This window comes from Paenibacillus sp. V4I3, assembly GCF_030817215.1.
Classification (GTDB): domain Bacteria; phylum Bacillota; class Bacilli; order Paenibacillales; family NBRC-103111; genus Paenibacillus_E.
In genome coordinates this window covers 1,441,704-1,457,500 of sequence record NZ_JAUSZA010000001.1, presented here as the reverse complement: position 1 = coordinate 1,457,500, position 15,797 = coordinate 1,441,704, and the positions used below count along the sequence as shown (strand labels likewise).

The 15,797-nt window shown below is 42.5% G+C and carries 24 protein-coding genes (1 of these 24 only partly in view); 2 read left to right on the top strand and 22 right to left on the bottom strand.

The features are described 5' to 3' along the window. Positions 1-277 carry the start of a stage II sporulation protein M gene (locus QFZ77_RS06930; RefSeq protein ID WP_307437913.1) on the bottom strand. 335 nt of this gene lie to the left of the window's left edge, so 277 of the gene's 612 nt are visible here — the first part of the coding sequence; its start codon is at positions 275-277; its stop codon lies beyond the left edge, outside the window. A gap of 112 nt (positions 278-389) precedes the next feature. Here QFZ77_RS06930 and pdaB point away from each other — a divergent pair, with 112 nt between their 5' ends. Next, a complete protein-coding gene (pdaB, locus tag QFZ77_RS06925; RefSeq protein WP_307437911.1) occupies positions 390-1,172 on the top strand; it encodes a polysaccharide deacetylase family sporulation protein PdaB in 783 nt (260 codons plus the stop codon). 35 nt (positions 1,173-1,207) lie between these two features. Here pdaB and QFZ77_RS06920 read toward each other — a convergent pair whose 3' ends face one another. Next, positions 1,208-1,804: a KinB-signaling pathway activation protein gene (locus QFZ77_RS06920; protein ID WP_307437909.1), complete on the bottom strand. Its 597-nt coding sequence runs from the start codon at positions 1,802-1,804 to the stop codon at positions 1,208-1,210. A 138-nt stretch (positions 1,805-1,942) separates the two neighbouring features. On the opposite strand from QFZ77_RS06920, the gene gerD reads away from it, so the two are divergent. Next, entirely contained in the window at positions 1,943-2,725 is a 783-nt protein-coding gene (gene gerD / locus QFZ77_RS06915; RefSeq protein WP_307437906.1) for a spore germination lipoprotein GerD, read from the top strand. Positions 2,726-2,771: 46 nt separating this feature from the next. On the opposite strand, the gene QFZ77_RS06910 is transcribed toward gerD, so the two are convergent. The 20 genes from QFZ77_RS06910 to rpsE form a co-directional block, all read right to left on the bottom strand. Further along, positions 2,772-3,860, bottom strand: coding sequence for an Mrp/NBP35 family ATP-binding protein (locus QFZ77_RS06910; protein WP_307437904.1), 1,089 nt, complete (start codon positions 3,858-3,860; stop codon positions 2,772-2,774). A 61-nt stretch (positions 3,861-3,921) separates the two neighbouring features. Beyond that, a complete protein-coding gene (gene cwlD, locus QFZ77_RS06905; protein WP_307437902.1) occupies positions 3,922-4,677 on the bottom strand; it encodes an N-acetylmuramoyl-L-alanine amidase CwlD in 756 nt (251 codons plus the stop codon). A gap of 71 nt (positions 4,678-4,748) precedes the next feature. After that, positions 4,749-5,921, bottom strand: a complete 1,173-nt coding sequence (gene sat, locus QFZ77_RS06900; protein WP_307437900.1) for a sulfate adenylyltransferase — start codon at positions 5,919-5,921, stop codon at positions 4,749-4,751. A gap of 32 nt (positions 5,922-5,953) precedes the next feature. Then, a complete protein-coding gene (locus QFZ77_RS06895; protein ID WP_307437898.1) occupies positions 5,954-6,646 on the bottom strand; it encodes a phosphoadenylyl-sulfate reductase in 693 nt (230 codons plus the stop codon). A 218-nt stretch (positions 6,647-6,864) separates the two neighbouring features. Further along, positions 6,865-7,257, bottom strand: a complete 393-nt coding sequence (gene rpsI / locus QFZ77_RS06890; RefSeq protein WP_029196439.1) for a 30S ribosomal protein S9 — start codon at positions 7,255-7,257, stop codon at positions 6,865-6,867. Positions 7,258-7,275: 18 nt separating this feature from the next. Then, entirely contained in the window at positions 7,276-7,713 is a 438-nt protein-coding gene (gene rplM / locus QFZ77_RS06885; protein WP_029196440.1) for a 50S ribosomal protein L13, read from the bottom strand. A gap of 172 nt (positions 7,714-7,885) precedes the next feature. Beyond that, a complete protein-coding gene (gene truA / locus QFZ77_RS06880) occupies positions 7,886-8,647 on the bottom strand; it encodes a tRNA pseudouridine(38-40) synthase TruA (protein WP_307437895.1) in 762 nt (253 codons plus the stop codon). A 138-nt stretch (positions 8,648-8,785) separates the two neighbouring features. Beyond that, on the bottom strand, positions 8,786-9,151 hold the full coding sequence (gene rplQ / locus QFZ77_RS06875) for a 50S ribosomal protein L17 (RefSeq protein ID WP_029196442.1): 366 nt from the start codon (positions 9,149-9,151) through the stop codon (positions 8,786-8,788). 24 nt (positions 9,152-9,175) lie between these two features. Then, on the bottom strand, positions 9,176-10,120 hold the full coding sequence (locus QFZ77_RS06870) for a DNA-directed RNA polymerase subunit alpha (protein ID WP_028557469.1): 945 nt from the start codon (positions 10,118-10,120) through the stop codon (positions 9,176-9,178). Positions 10,121-10,246: 126 nt separating this feature from the next. Continuing rightward, positions 10,247-10,642 carry a 30S ribosomal protein S11 gene (gene rpsK / locus QFZ77_RS06865; RefSeq protein WP_028557470.1) on the bottom strand — a complete coding sequence of 132 codons (396 nt, stop codon included), beginning with the start codon at positions 10,640-10,642 and terminating at the stop codon, positions 10,247-10,249. A gap of 18 nt (positions 10,643-10,660) precedes the next feature. Beyond that, positions 10,661-11,029, bottom strand: a complete 369-nt coding sequence (rpsM, locus tag QFZ77_RS06860; protein ID WP_028557471.1) for a 30S ribosomal protein S13 — start codon at positions 11,027-11,029, stop codon at positions 10,661-10,663. A 19-nt stretch (positions 11,030-11,048) separates the two neighbouring features. Beyond that, positions 11,049-11,162 carry a 50S ribosomal protein L36 gene (gene rpmJ / locus QFZ77_RS06855; protein WP_003333770.1) on the bottom strand — a complete coding sequence of 38 codons (114 nt, stop codon included), beginning with the start codon at positions 11,160-11,162 and terminating at the stop codon, positions 11,049-11,051. A 107-nt stretch (positions 11,163-11,269) separates the two neighbouring features. Then, complete coding sequence (gene infA, locus QFZ77_RS06850) at positions 11,270-11,488, bottom strand: translation initiation factor IF-1 (protein WP_009676800.1); 219 nt, start codon at positions 11,486-11,488, stop codon at positions 11,270-11,272. A 2-nt stretch (positions 11,489-11,490) separates the two neighbouring features. After that, entirely contained in the window at positions 11,491-11,796 is a 306-nt protein-coding gene (locus QFZ77_RS06845; protein ID WP_029196445.1) for a KOW domain-containing RNA-binding protein, read from the bottom strand. A gap of 10 nt (positions 11,797-11,806) precedes the next feature. Further along, the gene (gene map / locus QFZ77_RS06840) at positions 11,807-12,559 is read right to left on the bottom strand and encodes a type I methionyl aminopeptidase (RefSeq protein ID WP_047683173.1); all 753 of its coding nucleotides are present in this window, start codon (positions 12,557-12,559) and stop codon (positions 11,807-11,809) included. Further along, positions 12,559-13,209, bottom strand: coding sequence for an adenylate kinase (locus QFZ77_RS06835; RefSeq protein ID WP_307437871.1), 651 nt, complete (start codon positions 13,207-13,209; stop codon positions 12,559-12,561). Before QFZ77_RS06835 ends, map begins: the two co-directional genes overlap by 1 nt. Before the next feature lie 85 nt (positions 13,210-13,294). After that, positions 13,295-14,599 carry a preprotein translocase subunit SecY gene (gene secY / locus QFZ77_RS06830; RefSeq protein ID WP_307437868.1) on the bottom strand — a complete coding sequence of 435 codons (1,305 nt, stop codon included), beginning with the start codon at positions 14,597-14,599 and terminating at the stop codon, positions 13,295-13,297. Further along, entirely contained in the window at positions 14,599-15,039 is a 441-nt protein-coding gene (gene rplO / locus QFZ77_RS06825; RefSeq protein ID WP_029196449.1) for a 50S ribosomal protein L15, read from the bottom strand. The genes secY and rplO overlap by 1 nt, the downstream gene beginning before the upstream one ends. 36 nt (positions 15,040-15,075) lie before the next feature. Next, the gene (gene rpmD / locus QFZ77_RS06820) at positions 15,076-15,264 is read right to left on the bottom strand and encodes a 50S ribosomal protein L30 (RefSeq protein ID WP_307437864.1); all 189 of its coding nucleotides are present in this window, start codon (positions 15,262-15,264) and stop codon (positions 15,076-15,078) included. An 11-nt stretch (positions 15,265-15,275) separates the two neighbouring features. Beyond that, on the bottom strand, positions 15,276-15,773 hold the full coding sequence (rpsE, locus tag QFZ77_RS06815; RefSeq protein ID WP_029196451.1) for a 30S ribosomal protein S5: 498 nt from the start codon (positions 15,771-15,773) through the stop codon (positions 15,276-15,278). Positions 15,774-15,797: the final 24 nt, after the last annotated feature.

The window sequence follows — 15,797 nt, the reverse complement described above, 5'->3', positions numbered from 1 at the left end:
GCGGCAGAATACCTAGTAATAGGCCAAGAAAGATAATAACCACAGATTTAATCGCATTATTTAAAAAGATGAAAATAAAAAACCATAGTTGGGGATTTTCCTTATTACTCAGGGATTGACTTAAAGATTTGAGCCCTTGCATCTGCCCTTCTAAGAAGTGTGAAAACTGCTCTGAATTCGCCCAACCTAAATATAAACTAAACCCAAAAACTAAAACGACAACGATGAAGTAATGTTTCATTTCTTTAAAATGTTGGAACAATGGTCGAAATCTCATTTCGTTCCCTCCAATTTTGGAAGCATAAGTACTGTGTACGAGCATACATTATTTACTAAAGAGTATACAAGCCTTGCCCGCATGTAAGGCTTAGAGGAGGTACAAGCTATTCATGAACTACTTTTTCGTTGTAAATGCTCGTAAGTTTAAACAATATGTATTTATTGCACTTGCCATCGTCTTCGCCGCCGCTATTGTTTATTCGGAACAAAGTAATGTATCCGTCTTTTCCAATGCAGAGCCCTCCGCTATTTATAGCGTGCAGACCGATAGAAAGGTCATTGCACTGACCTTTGATATTTCATGGGGCGAGAAGCGTGCGGAACCTATTTTGAAGATTCTTAAGGAAAAAGGTGTGAAGGATGCAACCTTCTTCTTATCCTCTCCGTGGAGCAAAAGCCACCCTGAGATTGTAGAGCATATCAAAAAGGACGGTTTCGAAATTGGAAGCCATGGCAACAAACACGATAATTATAGTACGCTAAGTGATGAAGAAATACGCAAACAAATTACTACAGCACATGGTATTTTAACCGAATTGATTGGAAAAGAACCAAACCTAATCCGCCTTCCCAATGGTGACTTCGACAAACGGGTGCTTCGAATTGCGGATGATTTAGGTTATTCGGTTATCCAATGGGATACCGACTCTCAAGACTGGTTAAACAAAGGTGTTGATACAATTATTAACCGTGTAGTATCCAAAGCGCATCCAGGAGATATTGTATTACTGCATGCCAGCGATTCGTCTCAACAAACACATGAGGCCTTACCAGTTATCATTGAGCAGTTAAGAGCTAAGGGATACGAATTCGTTACGGTAAGTGAGCTAATCAAACAAACCCAAGTGGAGACGAAACCGGTTGAAGACCAGACAATGAAACAAATCAATTAATGATTATACTTAGATTCAAAAAAGAGCTAATTTTATTAGCTCTTTTTGTTATCCAATATTTTATGTAGAATCAAAATTTGCCATGCATTACAAACAAGCAACGGAGCCAACATAAATAGACTTGATGCTGCGTTATCTAGCTTTAATGCAGGTACGGCTTCAAGAACAGATACAGCGCACATAAAGAATAGTGTCGGGATAAAAGCATTCTGATTCGTCATCTTCACTTTCCAATAAGCTACTGCTATGGAAATTACCAATATGATAGCAGGTAAAACGGAGTAGCTCAAAACGGATCCTGTGCCCTCAAAATTTGTCATTCTCAGATATACAAGGTCAAACAAGACAACAATGACGATAGCCAATTGTAAAAGATCCCATACCGTCTTGGAGCGAATGATACCTGCAGCAATGAATCTGACAATCAGATAAGCAAAAAAGCCCATTTGACTCAGAACGCTTATTGTTGCACCACCAAGCAGCATATTTAATACATTAAATCCTACTGCCGATAGCCCCATAACCGAAAATTCTTTGTCGGAATATTGTAAGATGAGTCCAATCCCTATAGATACAATCATTCCTAATAACAATGTTGTCCAAAATAAGTGAAACCACTTCCGCAGCGTCAAGATCAATTACCTCCATACTTCAACTCTAATTGTTAATTGTACCAACGTTTACGATAAAAAGCCAATGAATGGCCCTTATAATCTATCCCGAACCACACATACTAACAACTATTAAGCTAGGGAAGGGAGCATGCTTTTATGTTAACAACTAAGCTCAGAAAGCTGCAAGTCCTACCACTGATTTCTATCGCTTTACTTCTCGCTTCGTGTGGATCAGATAGTTCATCACAAGGTCAAGGTCAATCTCAAGCTAATACGTATAAAGAGCAAAAGACCATGATTCTTGATATTTTGAAGTCAGAGGATGGGAAGAAAGCAATCAGTGCGGCGAACCGCAGCATAATGAATGGGGATGTGGGCGCCAACGGTGTAGCTGGTCAATCTCAAATCAAGCTTTTGTCAGCAAATGAATCTTTGCAGCTGCAGATGGCAGTAAAGGATGTACTCACAGCAAAAGAGAATAACATGTTCCTTACCGATATGATGAAAGATCCTAAATTTGCTGGTGATTTTGCTAAGGCTATCCAAAAAGAAACTAAACAGATGTTTAAAGAGCTTTTAAAGGACCCAGAATATCAAAAATCACTCGTTGATGTTATGAAAAATCCGGAATATGAAAAGATGATGCTAGATGTCATGAAAACTGCCGCCTATCGCCAGCAAATGATGACGGTTATGGAAGAATCAATCCAGAGTCCTTTGTTCCGCGCACATATGGTTGACCTTCTTAAGGCAGCAATAGCACAACAAAGCAAGCCCGATCAGATGCCTACGGCTAAGAGTGCTCAAAAGAAAGAGGAAGGTGGAGGCAAGGGAGATAGCGGAGGAGATAAGAAGAAAGACGAGAAAAGCGATTCAGGAGACTCCGAAAAGAAAGACGGCGATAAGAAAAAGGATGACTCCAGCACTTCTGAATCTTAAATATAGTAAAAGGGCATGCGGATTTTATCCGTATGCCCTTTTATTTTTATTTTTCCAATTTGGTAATGATATTCGCAGCCATATCCAAATAGATTTGTCCAGTTTTTGAGTCTGACTTGTAGACAGACGGTGAATAGTCGATTTCTGAGAGATGATTGTCAGGAGCTCCAAGTGGAATCTGCGCTAATAATTCACTATGCAAATCTTCCGCCAGTTTAGCTCCGCCACCCTTACCGAATACGTAATCTATGCTGCCATCTTTGCATTCATAATAGGACATGTTCTCCACAATACCTAGAATTTCATGGTTTGTTTGAATGGCCATCGCTCCAGCTCTAGCGGCTACAAAGGCTGCTGTGGCATGCGGCGTAGTCACAATCACTTCTTTACTTTGCGGGATAAGCTGATGCACATCTAGCGCTACATCTCCCGTTCCCGGAGGAAGATCCAGAAGGATGTATTCAACATCTCCCCAATTAACTTCATTGAAGAAATTGCGAAGCATTTTCCCTAGCATAGGACCACGCCAAACAACAGGCGCATTATCTTGAACAAAGAAGCCCATAGAGATTACTTTTACACCAAATTTCTCAACTGGCATAATGACATTATCGACAAGCTTCGGCTGTTCTTCGATGCCCATCATATCAGGGATACTGAAACCGTATATATCAGCATCAATGATTCCAACCTTTTTCCCTTGGCGGGCTAAGGCAACGGCTAAATTAACAGTTACGGTTGATTTACCCACACCACCTTTGCCACTTGCAACGGCAATAAACTCAACTGTAGAGGCTTCTCCCAATATGGGTTGTTCAATCGGCGGTTGGACAGGTTGGGTTTGTTTCTCTGCAGCCGGTTGAGCCGTATCTTTAATCTGATTACGCTCATAACCAGTCATGAGTCTGAAACGAATATGTACTTGTGCTATACCTAATTTTTCTAAAGTTTGCTGAATATAAACCTTCGCTTTTTCTTTGAACGCCTCATCCTCAGTCGTGACAATTAAGCTTAAAGATACGTTATCCTCTTTAAACATCACATCTCTAACTAGATTAAGCTCTACAACGCTTTTATTGTAATGAGGTTCAATAAAAGGTTTTAACGCTTCTAATAGTTGGTCTTTATTTATCATAGCCACACCACACCTTTTATTCGGACATTGTAATTGTGGCCTTAATTATAACACATTTTGATTAAGAACCCACTTTTTCCCCAGCATAAAATCTTAAGATACCTTGATAGACAGATGCTGCCACCATCTTCTGATATTTCTCACTTGCAAGCAGTCTTGCTTCTTCTGGATTTGAAAGGAAACCCACCTCTACAAGAGCACTCGGGATTTTCAGCGTTTTTAATAAGTAAACAGTCTTGTCCGCCGGCTTGGCAACACGATCAGTATTCTCTAAGTTCTTCTTTAATTCCAACTGAATGAGTGCGGCTAAATTAGGGTTTTTAGGATTATTCGGGTAATAGAACGTTTGTGCGCCTCTCCATTTCTGAGAAGGTATGCTGTTTAAATGCACACTAAGAAATAAATCCGCATTATTCTCATTAATGAGATCTGCACGGTTGTGAAGATCTTGAGTCTTTCTTTTACTATATCCCTTCGTACCAGATTCAGCCAAATCGGTATCCGTTTCCCTTGTCATAATGACTAGCGCACCGGCCTGCTGCAAATAATCACGAAGATGAAGTGTGATCGCTAAATTGATATCTTTCTCAACAACACCTTCCTTACTGGAAGCTCCACCATCAGGTCCACCATGACCAGCATCCAGAGCAATTGTTTTACCTGACAAAGGTAAAGTCCAATCCGACCACGTCTTCGTTGCCGGCAGCTCATAGGCATAGATGAAAACAACAAGTGCAACCAGCAAGGTCGAGAGAACAAGCTTAAGACTACTGTTAAAAGTCAGCCAGACGACCAGCCTCTTCTTCCTTTTGCGCATAAAAAATCCACCTCTGTTCCCCATAGACTCTGTAACATCTATATGGGACAGGGTGGACAAATATACCTTACTTAAACCTGATATTCAGGGTCTCTTAGACCTTCAATAAGAACCTGTGCTACTTCAGGACGTGTGAACTCCGGAGGCGGGCATTGACCCTCTCTAAGCAACCCACGAACCTTCGTGCCAGAGAGATGCATATGCTGGGACTTATCATGAGGACAAGTTTTGCTAGAAGCCATATTGCCACATTTGGTACAAAAGAAGCTATGCTCAAAGAATAGAGGTGTAATACCAATCTCTTCTGCTGTAAAATTACTGAAAATCTCTTGAGCTTCATAGGTACCGTAGTAATCGCCAACACCCGCGTGATCGCGTCCTACGATGAAATGCGTACATCCATAGTTTCTACGCACAATAGCGTGTAAAATCGCCTCACGAGGACCTGCATAACGCATAGCAGCCGGGTATACACCCAAGAAAGTCCGATCCTTCGGATAGTAGTTCTCAAGCAATACCAAATAACTTTTCATACGTACATCGGCAGAGATGTCATCGGATTTAGTCTCACCTACAAGCGGATTAAGGAAAAGAGCATCCACGATTTCCATGGCCGACTTTTGAATGTATTCGTGAGCTCGGTGAACCGGATTACGTGTTTGAAAACCAACAACAGTTCTCCACCCATTTTCCGCAAAAATGCGACGTGTTTCGGATGGATCAAAGTAAAACTCTTCAAACTTTTTAGGTTTTGGTCGGTTAAGCAGCTGAATAGGGCCTCCGATATTTGTAGAAGAACGCGAGAACAGTTTATCTACACCTGGGTGAGCCATATCATCTGATTTGAAGATCTTAATTGCTTCATTTTGTTGATCTACTGTATAAATGCTAGTTGCATCTAAAACAGCATATATGACATCATCTTCTTCACCGATAAGCGCTACTTGTTCACCGATTGAAATGGAAGCTCCAACTTCAGGGTCAATAGATAATGTAACAGGAATACTCCACACAGTTCCATCTGTAAGACGCATGGTCTCCACAACTGAGGTATAGTTTTTCTCATCAAGGAATCCAACTAATGGTGAAAATGCACCTACCCCAATCAGATCCAGGTCAGAAATAGTCCATGAATTTACACGAATTTGTTTCAATAATGCTGCACGTTTTAGAAGCTCTTCTCTTTGCTCTACTGGTACCAAACGGTTAATTAATACGCCGCCATGCGGCTTAATCGTCGTCATTACGTAGTACCTCCGTGATTTTATATCTATGATTACTTATGAAGTCCGCATTCTGTTTTTTCGATACTAGCCCAACGACCCGCACGTGGGTCTTCACCCTCAGCTACTGGGCGGGTACAATGTGTACATCCGATACTTGGGTAGTTGCGATCATGCAGCGGATTGTAGATAACATCATTCTCACGAATGTAATTCCACACATCTTCGGAAGTCCAGCCTGCTAGTGGATTGAATTTAATCAAACCAAATTTCACATCGTACTCAACTTTTTTGGCATTTGCACGAGTAGGCGCTTGATCGCGGCGAATCCCTGTGATCCATGCATCATAATTTTTAAGAATATCTGTTAAAGGATCAACCTTACGAATGTTACAGCATTGGTTAGCATCGCTTTTCCAAAGCTCATCACCGAATTTCTCAGCTTGTTCTTCAAGCGTTAGCTTAGGCAAGACTTGAACGAACTTCGTTCCGTAATGTTGTTCTAGGCGATCTCTTGTTTCATAGGTTTCGGCGAAATGAACATTCGTATCCAAGTAGAAAATGTCTACATTCGGATTAATTTTTTGAAGCATATCCACAAGCACAACGTCTTCAGCGCCAAAACTACAAGCAAGTGTTAAGCTTGGAAATGTTTCGATAGCAAGTTTCAGTATCGCTTCCGGTGATTGATTTTCAAATTCTTCCGCAGCTTTTGTTACAAAGGCTTCTTTTTCAAAGAGATTCATAGTAAATACCTCCATTTTTAATCCCGACTGTTATTGTATGATTTATATTTAATTATAGCTGACTTCTTCTTCATGTCAATGACTTTTTATCATTTTGGTTTTAACTTCGTTAAAATCCCTATTGTTGGCTGGTCAAGCTCTCTTTTTTGTGTAAAAAGAAAAAACCTTTCCAGCACAATGCAGGAAAGGTCTCTCTTGAGCGCCAAAAGCGCGAAATCTTAACGTTTGGAGAATTGAGGAGCGCGACGAGCGGCTTTCAATCCATATTTTTTACGCTCTTTCATACGGGAATCACGTGTTAAGAATCCTGCTTTTTTCAGGGATCCACGGTATTCCGGATCAGCCTTCAGCAATGCACGGGAAATCCCATGACGAATTGCTCCAGCTTGTCCGCTGATTCCACCACCATTTGCAAGAACTAGAACATCGTATTTACCGACAGTCTCAGTTAATGTCAAAGGTTGTTTAACGATCAGCTTCAAAGTTTCTAGACCGAAATATTCGTCTAGATCACGTTTATTGATAATGATGCGTCCTTCACCCGGTACTAAGCGCACGCGCGCTACCGAGTGTTTACGACGACCCGTTCCATAATATTGAACTTGTGCCACGAAACAGTCCTCCTTATATTATCCGCGAAGATTCCAGACTTCTGGTAGTTGTGCTTGATGTGGATGCTCTGCTCCACCGTAGACTTTAAGCTTAGTTTTCAAGCTGTCGCCAAGACGGTTCTTAGGAAGCATACCGTGTACGGCAAACTCGATCATGCGATCAGGTTTGCTGTTCAGCAAATCCTGAGCAGAAGTCACTTTTAAACCACCTTGGTATAAAGAGTGACGGTAGTACATTTTGTTTTGCATTTTCTTACCTGTTAGCTTAATTTGGGAAGCATTGATAACAACAACGAAATCGCCAGTATCTACGTGTGGAGTGAACTCCGGTTTGTGCTTACCGCGGATAATGCTAGCAACTTCACTTGCAAGACGGCCAAGTGTTTGGCCTGCAGCGTCAACAATGTACCATTTACGCTCTACTTCATTTGGCTTAGCCATATATGTGGTGCGCATGCTTAATCCTCCTAAAAATATATCTCAATACATAATTATTATTGTTAATTTACATAAATGATGGATGGTTAATGGCTATTTGTGATCAGGGGCTGTGGGGTAGCCGATCACGAAACGCCAAGTTATATTTTACACGAAACATCGATAAGAAGCAAGTAATGTTTTAAGCTTTTTAATAGTCGACTCTCCATAACGTTAAACCCATAGCTTCGGCCGTGGGACCTGCTTGAGAACGGTCTCTAGCTTCAAGAATTCGCTGCATATCGCTGCTAGGCCTCTTACCTTCTCCAATCTGAATCAGCGTTCCTGCGATAATCCTAACCATGTTATATAGGAAACCATTACCCGTTACGATTAACCGAATTCGGGCGATTTTCCCCGTCGTAGATAACTCGTCAGCTTCCGTCTCCAGACGAACCTCGTAGAGGGTTCTCACTTTTACTTCTTTATCTGTTCTCACCGTACAAAACGAAGTAAAATCATGCTCACCTAGCAAGCAAGGGAGCGCCTCTCTCATGGCTTCCACATTCAAATGCGTAGGATGATGGTATTCATAGTTGCGGTGAAAGACATCAGGGAAGCGCGCCGAGCGAATTGAAAAGCAGTAAGTTTTGCGTTTCGCGGCTTTGCGAGAATGAAAGGAAGGAAGAACTTCTTCCGCGGTATGAGCGACGATATCTCTGGGGAGTCTAGCATTTAGAGCTAAACACCAACGTTCCACTGGAATCTTAGAATTCGTGCTGAAATTAATAACTTGTGCTTTCGCGTGTACACCAGCATCTGTACGCCCGGATGAGATGACTTTCACCTTCTCACCAGTCAACATGAAAACAGCCTGCTCTAAACGGTATTGAATCGTGTCTGCTTTAGGCTGAATCTGAAAACCTGAATAAGCGGTCCCATCATAACTTATGGTAAAGCGTAGATTTCTCAAGGCTTGTTCCTCCATGAGTCATCCTTCCTATCTAAGTGATTAGCCTTAGCTAAATTCACTTCTAGAGAGCGTGCTAAGACTGCAAAAAAAGGGCTTCACCAGAATCTAGTGATTCCGTCCACCCTTTCCCATCCGTCTTTATGCGCGATCTACTAGCTCTAGGTAAACCATTGGTGCTGCGTCACCGCGGCGTGGTCCCAGTTTAAGGATACGAGTGTATCCACCTGGACGCTCGGAGTAACGAGTAGCCAAATCGGAGAACAGTTTTTGAATCGCATCTTGATTCTCGTCTGCAGCTTCTCTACGAACAAAAGCAGCAACCTGACGGCGTGCGTGAAGATCTCCGCGCTTCGCAAGAGTGATTAACTTCTCAGCGATGGAACGAATTTCTTTTGCTTTTGCTTCTGTAGTTTGGATGCGTTCATGTATGAACAGATCTGTAACCAGATCACGGAATAATGCTTTACGATTACTGGAATCGCGGTTCAACTTTCTGTAGTTCATTGAATTAACCTCCTTCTGACAAGATTATTCCTCAGTACGTAGTCCCAAACCCAGCTCTTCGAGCTTCTCTTGAACTTCTTCAAGTGATTTGCGGCCTAAGTTCCGAACTTTCATCATGTCTTCTTCTGTTTTGGTAATCAGCTCTTGTACGGTGTTAATCCCTGCACGCTTGAGACAGTTGTAAGAACGAACAGATAGGTCAAGTTCCTCGATAGTCATCTCCAGAACTTTCTCTTTCTTATCTTCTTCTTTCTCTACCATAATCTCAGCATCTTTCGCTTCATCCGTCAACCCGACGAACAAGTTCAGATGTTCTGTTAAGATTTTGGCACCCAAGCTCACTGCTTCTTCTGGTCGAATACTTCCATCGGTCCACACTTCGAGGGTCAACTTATCATAGTTAGTCACTTGGCCGACGCGAGTATTCTCAATAGCATAGTTTACTCGGGTAATAGGCGTGTAGATCGAATCAATTGGAATCACACCAATTGGTTGTTCTTCATGCTTATTTTTGTCCGATTGGACGTAACCGCGACCTCTGCCCGCATGAATCCTCATATGAAGACGCGCATCTGGAGATAAGGTAGCGATATGCAGATCCGGGTTAAGAATCTCCACATCACTATCACCACGAATATCTGCCGCAGTAATATTACCTTCCCCTTCTGCATCAATTTCAAGCACTTTCTCCTCATCGGAGTGAATTTTCAACGATAGGCCTTTCAAGTTGAGGATAATTTCCGTTACATCCTCAAGCACGCCAGGAATCGTTGAAAACTCATGTAAAACGCCATCGATTTGGACAGAGGTTACTGCTGCCCCCGGTAAAGAGGACAGTAAGATACGACGTAGTGAGTTACCTAAGGTTGTACCATAGCCACGCTCCAACGGCTCGATGATAAATCTACCATAAGCGCCATCTTCACTTAATGCTACGGTTTCTATTTTTGGCTTTTCGATTTCGATCATGAAATGTACCCTCCATTCAATACGTCGTTTCCCTCTGGATACTTCGCCTGAAAATTTCATAGTATTCCTATCCTTCAAACCATTATTCACGATTTTGGAATAATTATACTACAAAGTCATCCTGAATTATACGCGACGACGTTTTGGAGGACGGCAGCCATTATGAGGAACCGGAGTCACGTCTTTAATCAGGTTTACTTCAAGACCTGCTGCTTGCAAAGAGCGGATTGCTGCTTCGCGGCCAGCTCCTGGACCTTTAACCATTACTTCAACAGTTTTCAAGCCATGCTCCATAGCTGCTTTAGCTGCTTTTTCAGCTGCCATTTGCGCTGCAAAAGGTGTACTTTTACGGGAACCTTTGAATCCAAGGTTTCCTGAACTTGCCCAGGAAATTGCGTTACCATGCGGATCCGTGATCGTTACGATCGTGTTGTTAAATGTTGAACGGATGTGTGCTACACCGCTCTCAATATTTTTCCGGTCACGACGTTTCGTACGGACTACTTTTTTAGGTTTTGCCATTAGCTCTAACCCCCTTTATTATTTCTTCTTATTAGCTACCGTACGACGAGGACCTTTACGTGTACGAGCATTAGTTTTAGTACGTTGTCCACGAACAGGAAGACCACGGCGGTGACGAAGACCACGGTAGGATCCGATTTCGATTAGACGTTTGATGTTTAGGGAAATTTCGCGACGAAGGTCGCCTTCTACTTTAAGGGTTTTGTCAATTACATCACGGATCTTGCTCACTTCATCTTCAGTCAAGTCGCGAACGCGAGTACTAGCGTCGATACCTGTGGAAGCAATGATTTTCTGAGCAGTTGTAGTGCCGATACCGAAAATGTAAGTTAACGCGATTACAACTCGTTTGTCACGAGGTAAGTCAACTCCAGCTAAACGTGCCATCTACAGATTGCACCTCCTTTTAACCTTGTTTTTGTTTGTGCTTAGGATTTTCACATATAACCATTACATTACCTTTGCGGCGAATAACTTTGCATTTCTCGCAAATCGGTTTAACCGACGGTCTAACTTTCATTTTTAAGCCCTCCTTATCATCGTAAGCAACCATGTTGCGTTTTCTGTTAGAAAACTTGCTTCGTAAGCATACGCCTTGAGAGAGTAACTTACATGTAAGCCGAACATTTATTTGAAACGGTAGGTTATACGGCCTCTCGTTAAATCATAAGGCGATAATTCTACGGTAACCTTATCTCCAGGCAAAATGCGGATAAAATGCATTCTGATCTTACCGGATACATGGGCTAGGATTTTATGACCATTTTCCAATTCAACCTTAAACATTGCATTCGGAAGAGGTTCAATCACTGTACCTTCTACTTCAATTACATCTTCTTTGGCCACAGTCATTCTCCTTTCTCTTGTGCTTCATCTTGCATAAGTTCAACGAATTTGGCAATTGCGAAGCGCAACTTTCCATTAGTAACACGACCTGTTTCCCTAATGCTTGACTCCACTTCACTGCTAATCGTTTCTTGTAACTGAAGATGATTCAGGTTCTTCTTCTTCGGTTGATCGAATTTGCGATGATCACCGTCGGCAAGCCAGACAAAGCGATGATCGACAATTCCAATCACGACCGCATATTCTCCGGGATCTCGACCGCGAAGCACCTTTACGATTTGACCCACCTTCGGAATCTTGCTATCCATTCATCATCACCTACGATCTAGGCAAAGTTAATATTTCATAACCGGCTGCCGTAATTGCAATCGTATGTTCAAAATGAGCGCATAGGGTACGATCCGCAGTGACTACAGTCCAATCGTCTTCGAGTGTTTGGACAAATCTTTCGCCAACGACCACCATCGGTTCAATGGCTAGGACCATGCCTGGTTTGAGTCGAGGACCTTTGTCAGGTACACCATAATTCGGAATTTGTGGTTCTTCGTGAAGATCCGTTCCGATACCGTGACCGACATACTCTATAACCACGGAGAAGCCTGCGTCTTCAATACAAGTTTGGATTGCATGCGACAACGTGTAGAGTCTAGCATCCGGTTTAGCTTCTGCTATGCCTCGATAAAGTGATTGTTCTGTCACAGCTAACAAGCGCCCAGCTGTTTCAGAAATTTCACCGACAGGATACGTCCAAGCAGAATCTCCATGATAACCTTTATACTGAGCACCAATATCTATACTGATAATATCGCCCTCAGTCAGCTTTCTTGGACCAGGAATACCATGAACTAATTCTTCGTTGACTGAAGCACAAATGCTTCCAGGAAAACCGTTGTAGCCTTTAAAAGATGGAATCGCTCCCTGACTGCGAATGAATTCCTCTGCGATCTGATCAAGTTCTTTCGTTGTAATGTTCGGACGAATCGCCCTTGCCAATAAGCGGTGCGTTTCGGCTACGATACGACCAGCTTCTCGCATTAGGTCTAGTTCAACCTCGGACTTACAAATGATCATTACGCTAGACCTCGTAGCAGTGAGCTAATTTGTTCGGTTACCGCATGAATGTCTTGTTCCCCGTTAACCTCACGCAATAATTCCCTCTTTTGGTAGTAATCCAGCAGCGGAGCCGTTTTATTGATGTATTCATCCAAACGAGTTCCGACTTTCTCTTCCGTATCATCAGATCGTTGGTACAACTCACCCGAACATTTATCGCATACGCCTTCTTGCTTTGGTGGGTTGAAGATTACATGATACGTAGAACCACAGGATTTACAAATTCTTCGGCCAGTTAGTCTTGCTAGCAGGAAACTGCGATCAACGGAAAGATTGATTACTACTTCAATCTTCTTACCTAAGGAATCTACGATTTCAGACAACGCATCTGCTTGAGCAACAGTTCTAGGGAACCCGTCAAGCAAAAAACCTTTATCGCAATCCGGTTGGGCAAGACGTTCTCTCACAATACCGTTCGTAATTTCATCAGGAACTAGTAGTCCCTTATCCACATAACCTTTGGCTTCAACACCAAGAGGTGTTCCTTGACTCATCGCCAAGCGAAATGCATCTCCAGTTGAGATATGAGGAATTTGAAATTCGTTTACGATCCTTTCTGCTTGCGTACCTTTGCCTGCACCAGGAGGCCCCATAAAAATTACGTTCATACTTAAAACCTCCCATCGCACTCGGCATTACGAACAGCACAATAGGTGCCGATGTCGCAGATATTGCCCCATCAGAACCTATTAGCTATTTATTGATAAATCCTTTGTAATGACGCTTAATCAATTGGCTCTCGATCTGTTTCATCGTCTCAAGACCAACGCCTACTACGATAAGTAAAGATGTACCACCTATCTGAACCGAGCTAGGCAAACCGGCAAGTCCTCCGAATATCATCGGAAGAATCGAGATCGCTGAGAGAAACAAAGCTCCAGAAAGAGTAATTCTAGTCATTACGCGAGTCAGATAAGTCGATGTTGTCTTACCGGGTCTAATACCAGGTATGTAGCCACCATTTTTCTTCATCTGGTCAGCCATTTGAACTGGATTAATTTGTACGAAGGTATAAAAGTAAGTGAAACCAATAATCAGCAGTACATACAGTACAATCGCTAATGGTGCAGTTTGGTTAATACTTAAGTTAGTAATAATCCATTCTGCAACAACATTTCCTCTCCAATAGCTTGCGATAGTGGGTGGGAACATTAATAACGATAGTGCAAAGATTACTGGGATAACACCAGCCGCATTCACTTTAAGAGGAATGTGAGTGGTTTGACCACCATACATTTTACGACCAACTACCCGTTTCGCATATTGTACAGGTATCTTACGGACACCTTGCTGCACGAATATGACCCCGGCAATAATCAGTATAACAACCAAAGCAATAATGATCAGTTTCACGATATTCAGGAACAAAGCTCCTTCGGTCGCAAAAAGTGATTTGTAGATTTGTTGAATGCTTGTTGGAATCGCCGCGACGATACCAGCAAAGATGATAATGGAAATACCGTTTCCAATCCCATATTCCGTGATTTGCTCACCGAGCCACATCAAGAAAGCTGTACCAGCTGTCAGTACGAGAGCAATTAGAGCAAAGGTTGTGACTCCTGGATCAATCACGAGTCCGCTATACAAACGGTTAAACCCAATTGAAAGTCCAAAAGCTTGAATCACACCTAGAATAATCGTACCGTAACGAGTAACTTGTGTCATTTTCTTTCTTCCGACATCGCCTTCTTTTGCCCATTGCGCAAAGCGTGGAATTACATCCATGGACAAAAGCTGAACAATAATAGAAGCCGTGATATAAGGCGTAATTCCCATCGCGAAGAGGGAAAATTGGAAGAGCGCACCGCCAGAAAACGTGTTGAGCAAACCAAAGACATCACTCTGATTCGCTTGGTCTTGAAGTTTCAGAACATCCGTATTAATGTTAGGCACCGGAATAAAGGCACCTAAGCGGTAGACGATTAGCAAGATGAGCGTAAAGAAAATTCTTCTGCGTAAATCTTCTACTTTGAAGATGTTGGCTATGGTATTGAACATTAAATCACCTCGGTTTGACCGCCGGCAGCTTGGATTTTCTCAATCGCTGATTGAGAGAACTTATTCGCTTTAACGGTTAATTTTACTGTGATTTCACCGTTTCCTAAAATCTTGATGCCATCTTTAGGAGCTTTAACAATACCAGTCTCCATCAATACTTGTGGAGTAACTTCGGTACCAGCTGCGAAATTGTTCAAATCTTCAAGGTTTACGATTGCGTATTCCGTACGGAAACGATTCGTGAAACCACGTTTAGGTAAACGACGGTATAACGGGTTTTGTCCACCCTCGAATCCAGGACGAACGCCTCCACCGGAACGTGCGTTTTGACCTTTATGTCCGCGAGTTGATGTTTTACCCATGCCGCTACTTGTACCACGGCCAACACGTTTACGAGTGTGACGAGAACCAGTAGCAGAACTTAGCTCATGTAACTTCATCGTTGCACACCTCCTCTAGATCTTAATATCTTGCTACTATGCTTCGATTTCTTTAACTTCTACCAAATGGCTGACTTGATTAACCATGCCTCTGATCGCAGCATTATCTTGATGAAGAACAGTTTGGTGCATCTTGCGAAGACCAAGTGTTTTCACTGTAATGCGTTGTGTTTCAGGGCGGCCAATCAGGCTGCGTTTTAGGGTAATTTGTAATTGTTTCGCCATGTTTACCCCTCCTAACCTAATAGCTCTTGAACTGTTTTACCGCGAAGCTTTGCAACTTCTTCCGCTTTTTTCAAGCGGCTTAAGCCTTCAAGCGTTGCGTTAACCATGTTCATGGAGTTCGATGAACCAAGGGATTTTGTCAAGATATCGCCGATACCAGCAAGTTCAAGTACTGCACGAACTGGTCCGCCTGCGATAACTCCTGTACCTTGGGAAGCTGGTTTCAACAGAACGCGTCCTGCACCAAACTTACCTGTTACAAGGTGAGGAATCGAAGTGCCTACGATAGGAACATGAATCAAGTTCTTTTTCGCATCTTCAATACCTTTGCGGATTGCATCAGGAACTTCGGAAGCTTTACCGATTCCTGCTCCAACCCAGCCATTGCCATCGCCAACGACAACAAGTGCGCTGAAGCTGAAACGACGTCCGCCTTTTACTACTTTAGCTACGCGATTAATATTAACGACTTTTTCTGTTAGCTCTAAAGTATTAGGATCTACACGCAAGTCTTTTACCTCCTTATATATGTT

Excerpts from the sequence above, each read along its gene's own strand:
- pdaB (WP_307437911.1), top strand. The coding sequence starts at position 390 with ATGAACTACTTTTTCGTTGTAAATGCTCGTAAGTTTAAACAATATGTA.
- gerD (WP_307437906.1), top strand. The coding sequence starts at position 1,943 with ATGTTAACAACTAAGCTCAGAAAGCTGCAAGTCCTACCACTGATTTCT.
- QFZ77_RS06910 (WP_307437904.1), bottom strand. The coding sequence starts at position 3,860 with ATGATAAATAAAGACCAACTATTAGAAGCGTTAAAACCTTTTATTGAA.
- cwlD (WP_307437902.1), bottom strand. The coding sequence starts at position 4,677 with ATGCGCAAAAGGAAGAAGAGGCTGGTCGTCTGGCTGACTTTTAACAGT.
- sat (WP_307437900.1), bottom strand. The coding sequence starts at position 5,921 with ATGACGACGATTAAGCCGCATGGCGGCGTATTAATTAACCGTTTGGTA.
- QFZ77_RS06895 (WP_307437898.1), bottom strand. The coding sequence starts at position 6,646 with ATGAATCTCTTTGAAAAAGAAGCCTTTGTAACAAAAGCTGCGGAAGAA.
- rplM (WP_029196440.1), bottom strand. The coding sequence starts at position 7,713 with ATGCGCACCACATATATGGCTAAGCCAAATGAAGTAGAGCGTAAATGG.
- rplQ (WP_029196442.1), bottom strand. The coding sequence starts at position 9,151 with ATGAACTACAGAAAGTTGAACCGCGATTCCAGTAATCGTAAAGCATTA.
- QFZ77_RS06870 (WP_028557469.1), bottom strand. The coding sequence starts at position 10,120 with ATGATCGAAATCGAAAAGCCAAAAATAGAAACCGTAGCATTAAGTGAA.
- rpsK (WP_028557470.1), bottom strand. The coding sequence starts at position 10,642 with ATGGCAAAACCTAAAAAAGTAGTCCGTACGAAACGTCGTGACCGGAAA.
- rpsM (WP_028557471.1), bottom strand. The coding sequence starts at position 11,029 with ATGGCACGTTTAGCTGGAGTTGACTTACCTCGTGACAAACGAGTTGTA.
- rpmJ (WP_003333770.1), bottom strand. The coding sequence starts at position 11,162 with ATGAAAGTTAGACCGTCGGTTAAACCGATTTGCGAGAAATGCAAAGTT.
- QFZ77_RS06845 (WP_029196445.1), bottom strand. The coding sequence starts at position 11,796 with ATGGATAGCAAGATTCCGAAGGTGGGTCAAATCGTAAAGGTGCTTCGC.
- map (WP_047683173.1), bottom strand. The coding sequence starts at position 12,559 with ATGATCATTTGTAAGTCCGAGGTTGAACTAGACCTAATGCGAGAAGCT.
- QFZ77_RS06835 (WP_307437871.1), bottom strand. The coding sequence starts at position 13,209 with ATGAACGTAATTTTTATGGGGCCTCCTGGTGCAGGCAAAGGTACGCAA.
- secY (WP_307437868.1), bottom strand. The coding sequence starts at position 14,599 with ATGTTCAATACCATAGCCAACATCTTCAAAGTAGAAGATTTACGCAGA.
- rplO (WP_029196449.1), bottom strand. The coding sequence starts at position 15,039 with ATGAAGTTACATGAGCTAAGTTCTGCTACTGGTTCTCGTCACACTCGT.
- rpmD (WP_307437864.1), bottom strand. The coding sequence starts at position 15,264 with ATGGCGAAACAATTACAAATTACCCTAAAACGCAGCCTGATTGGCCGC.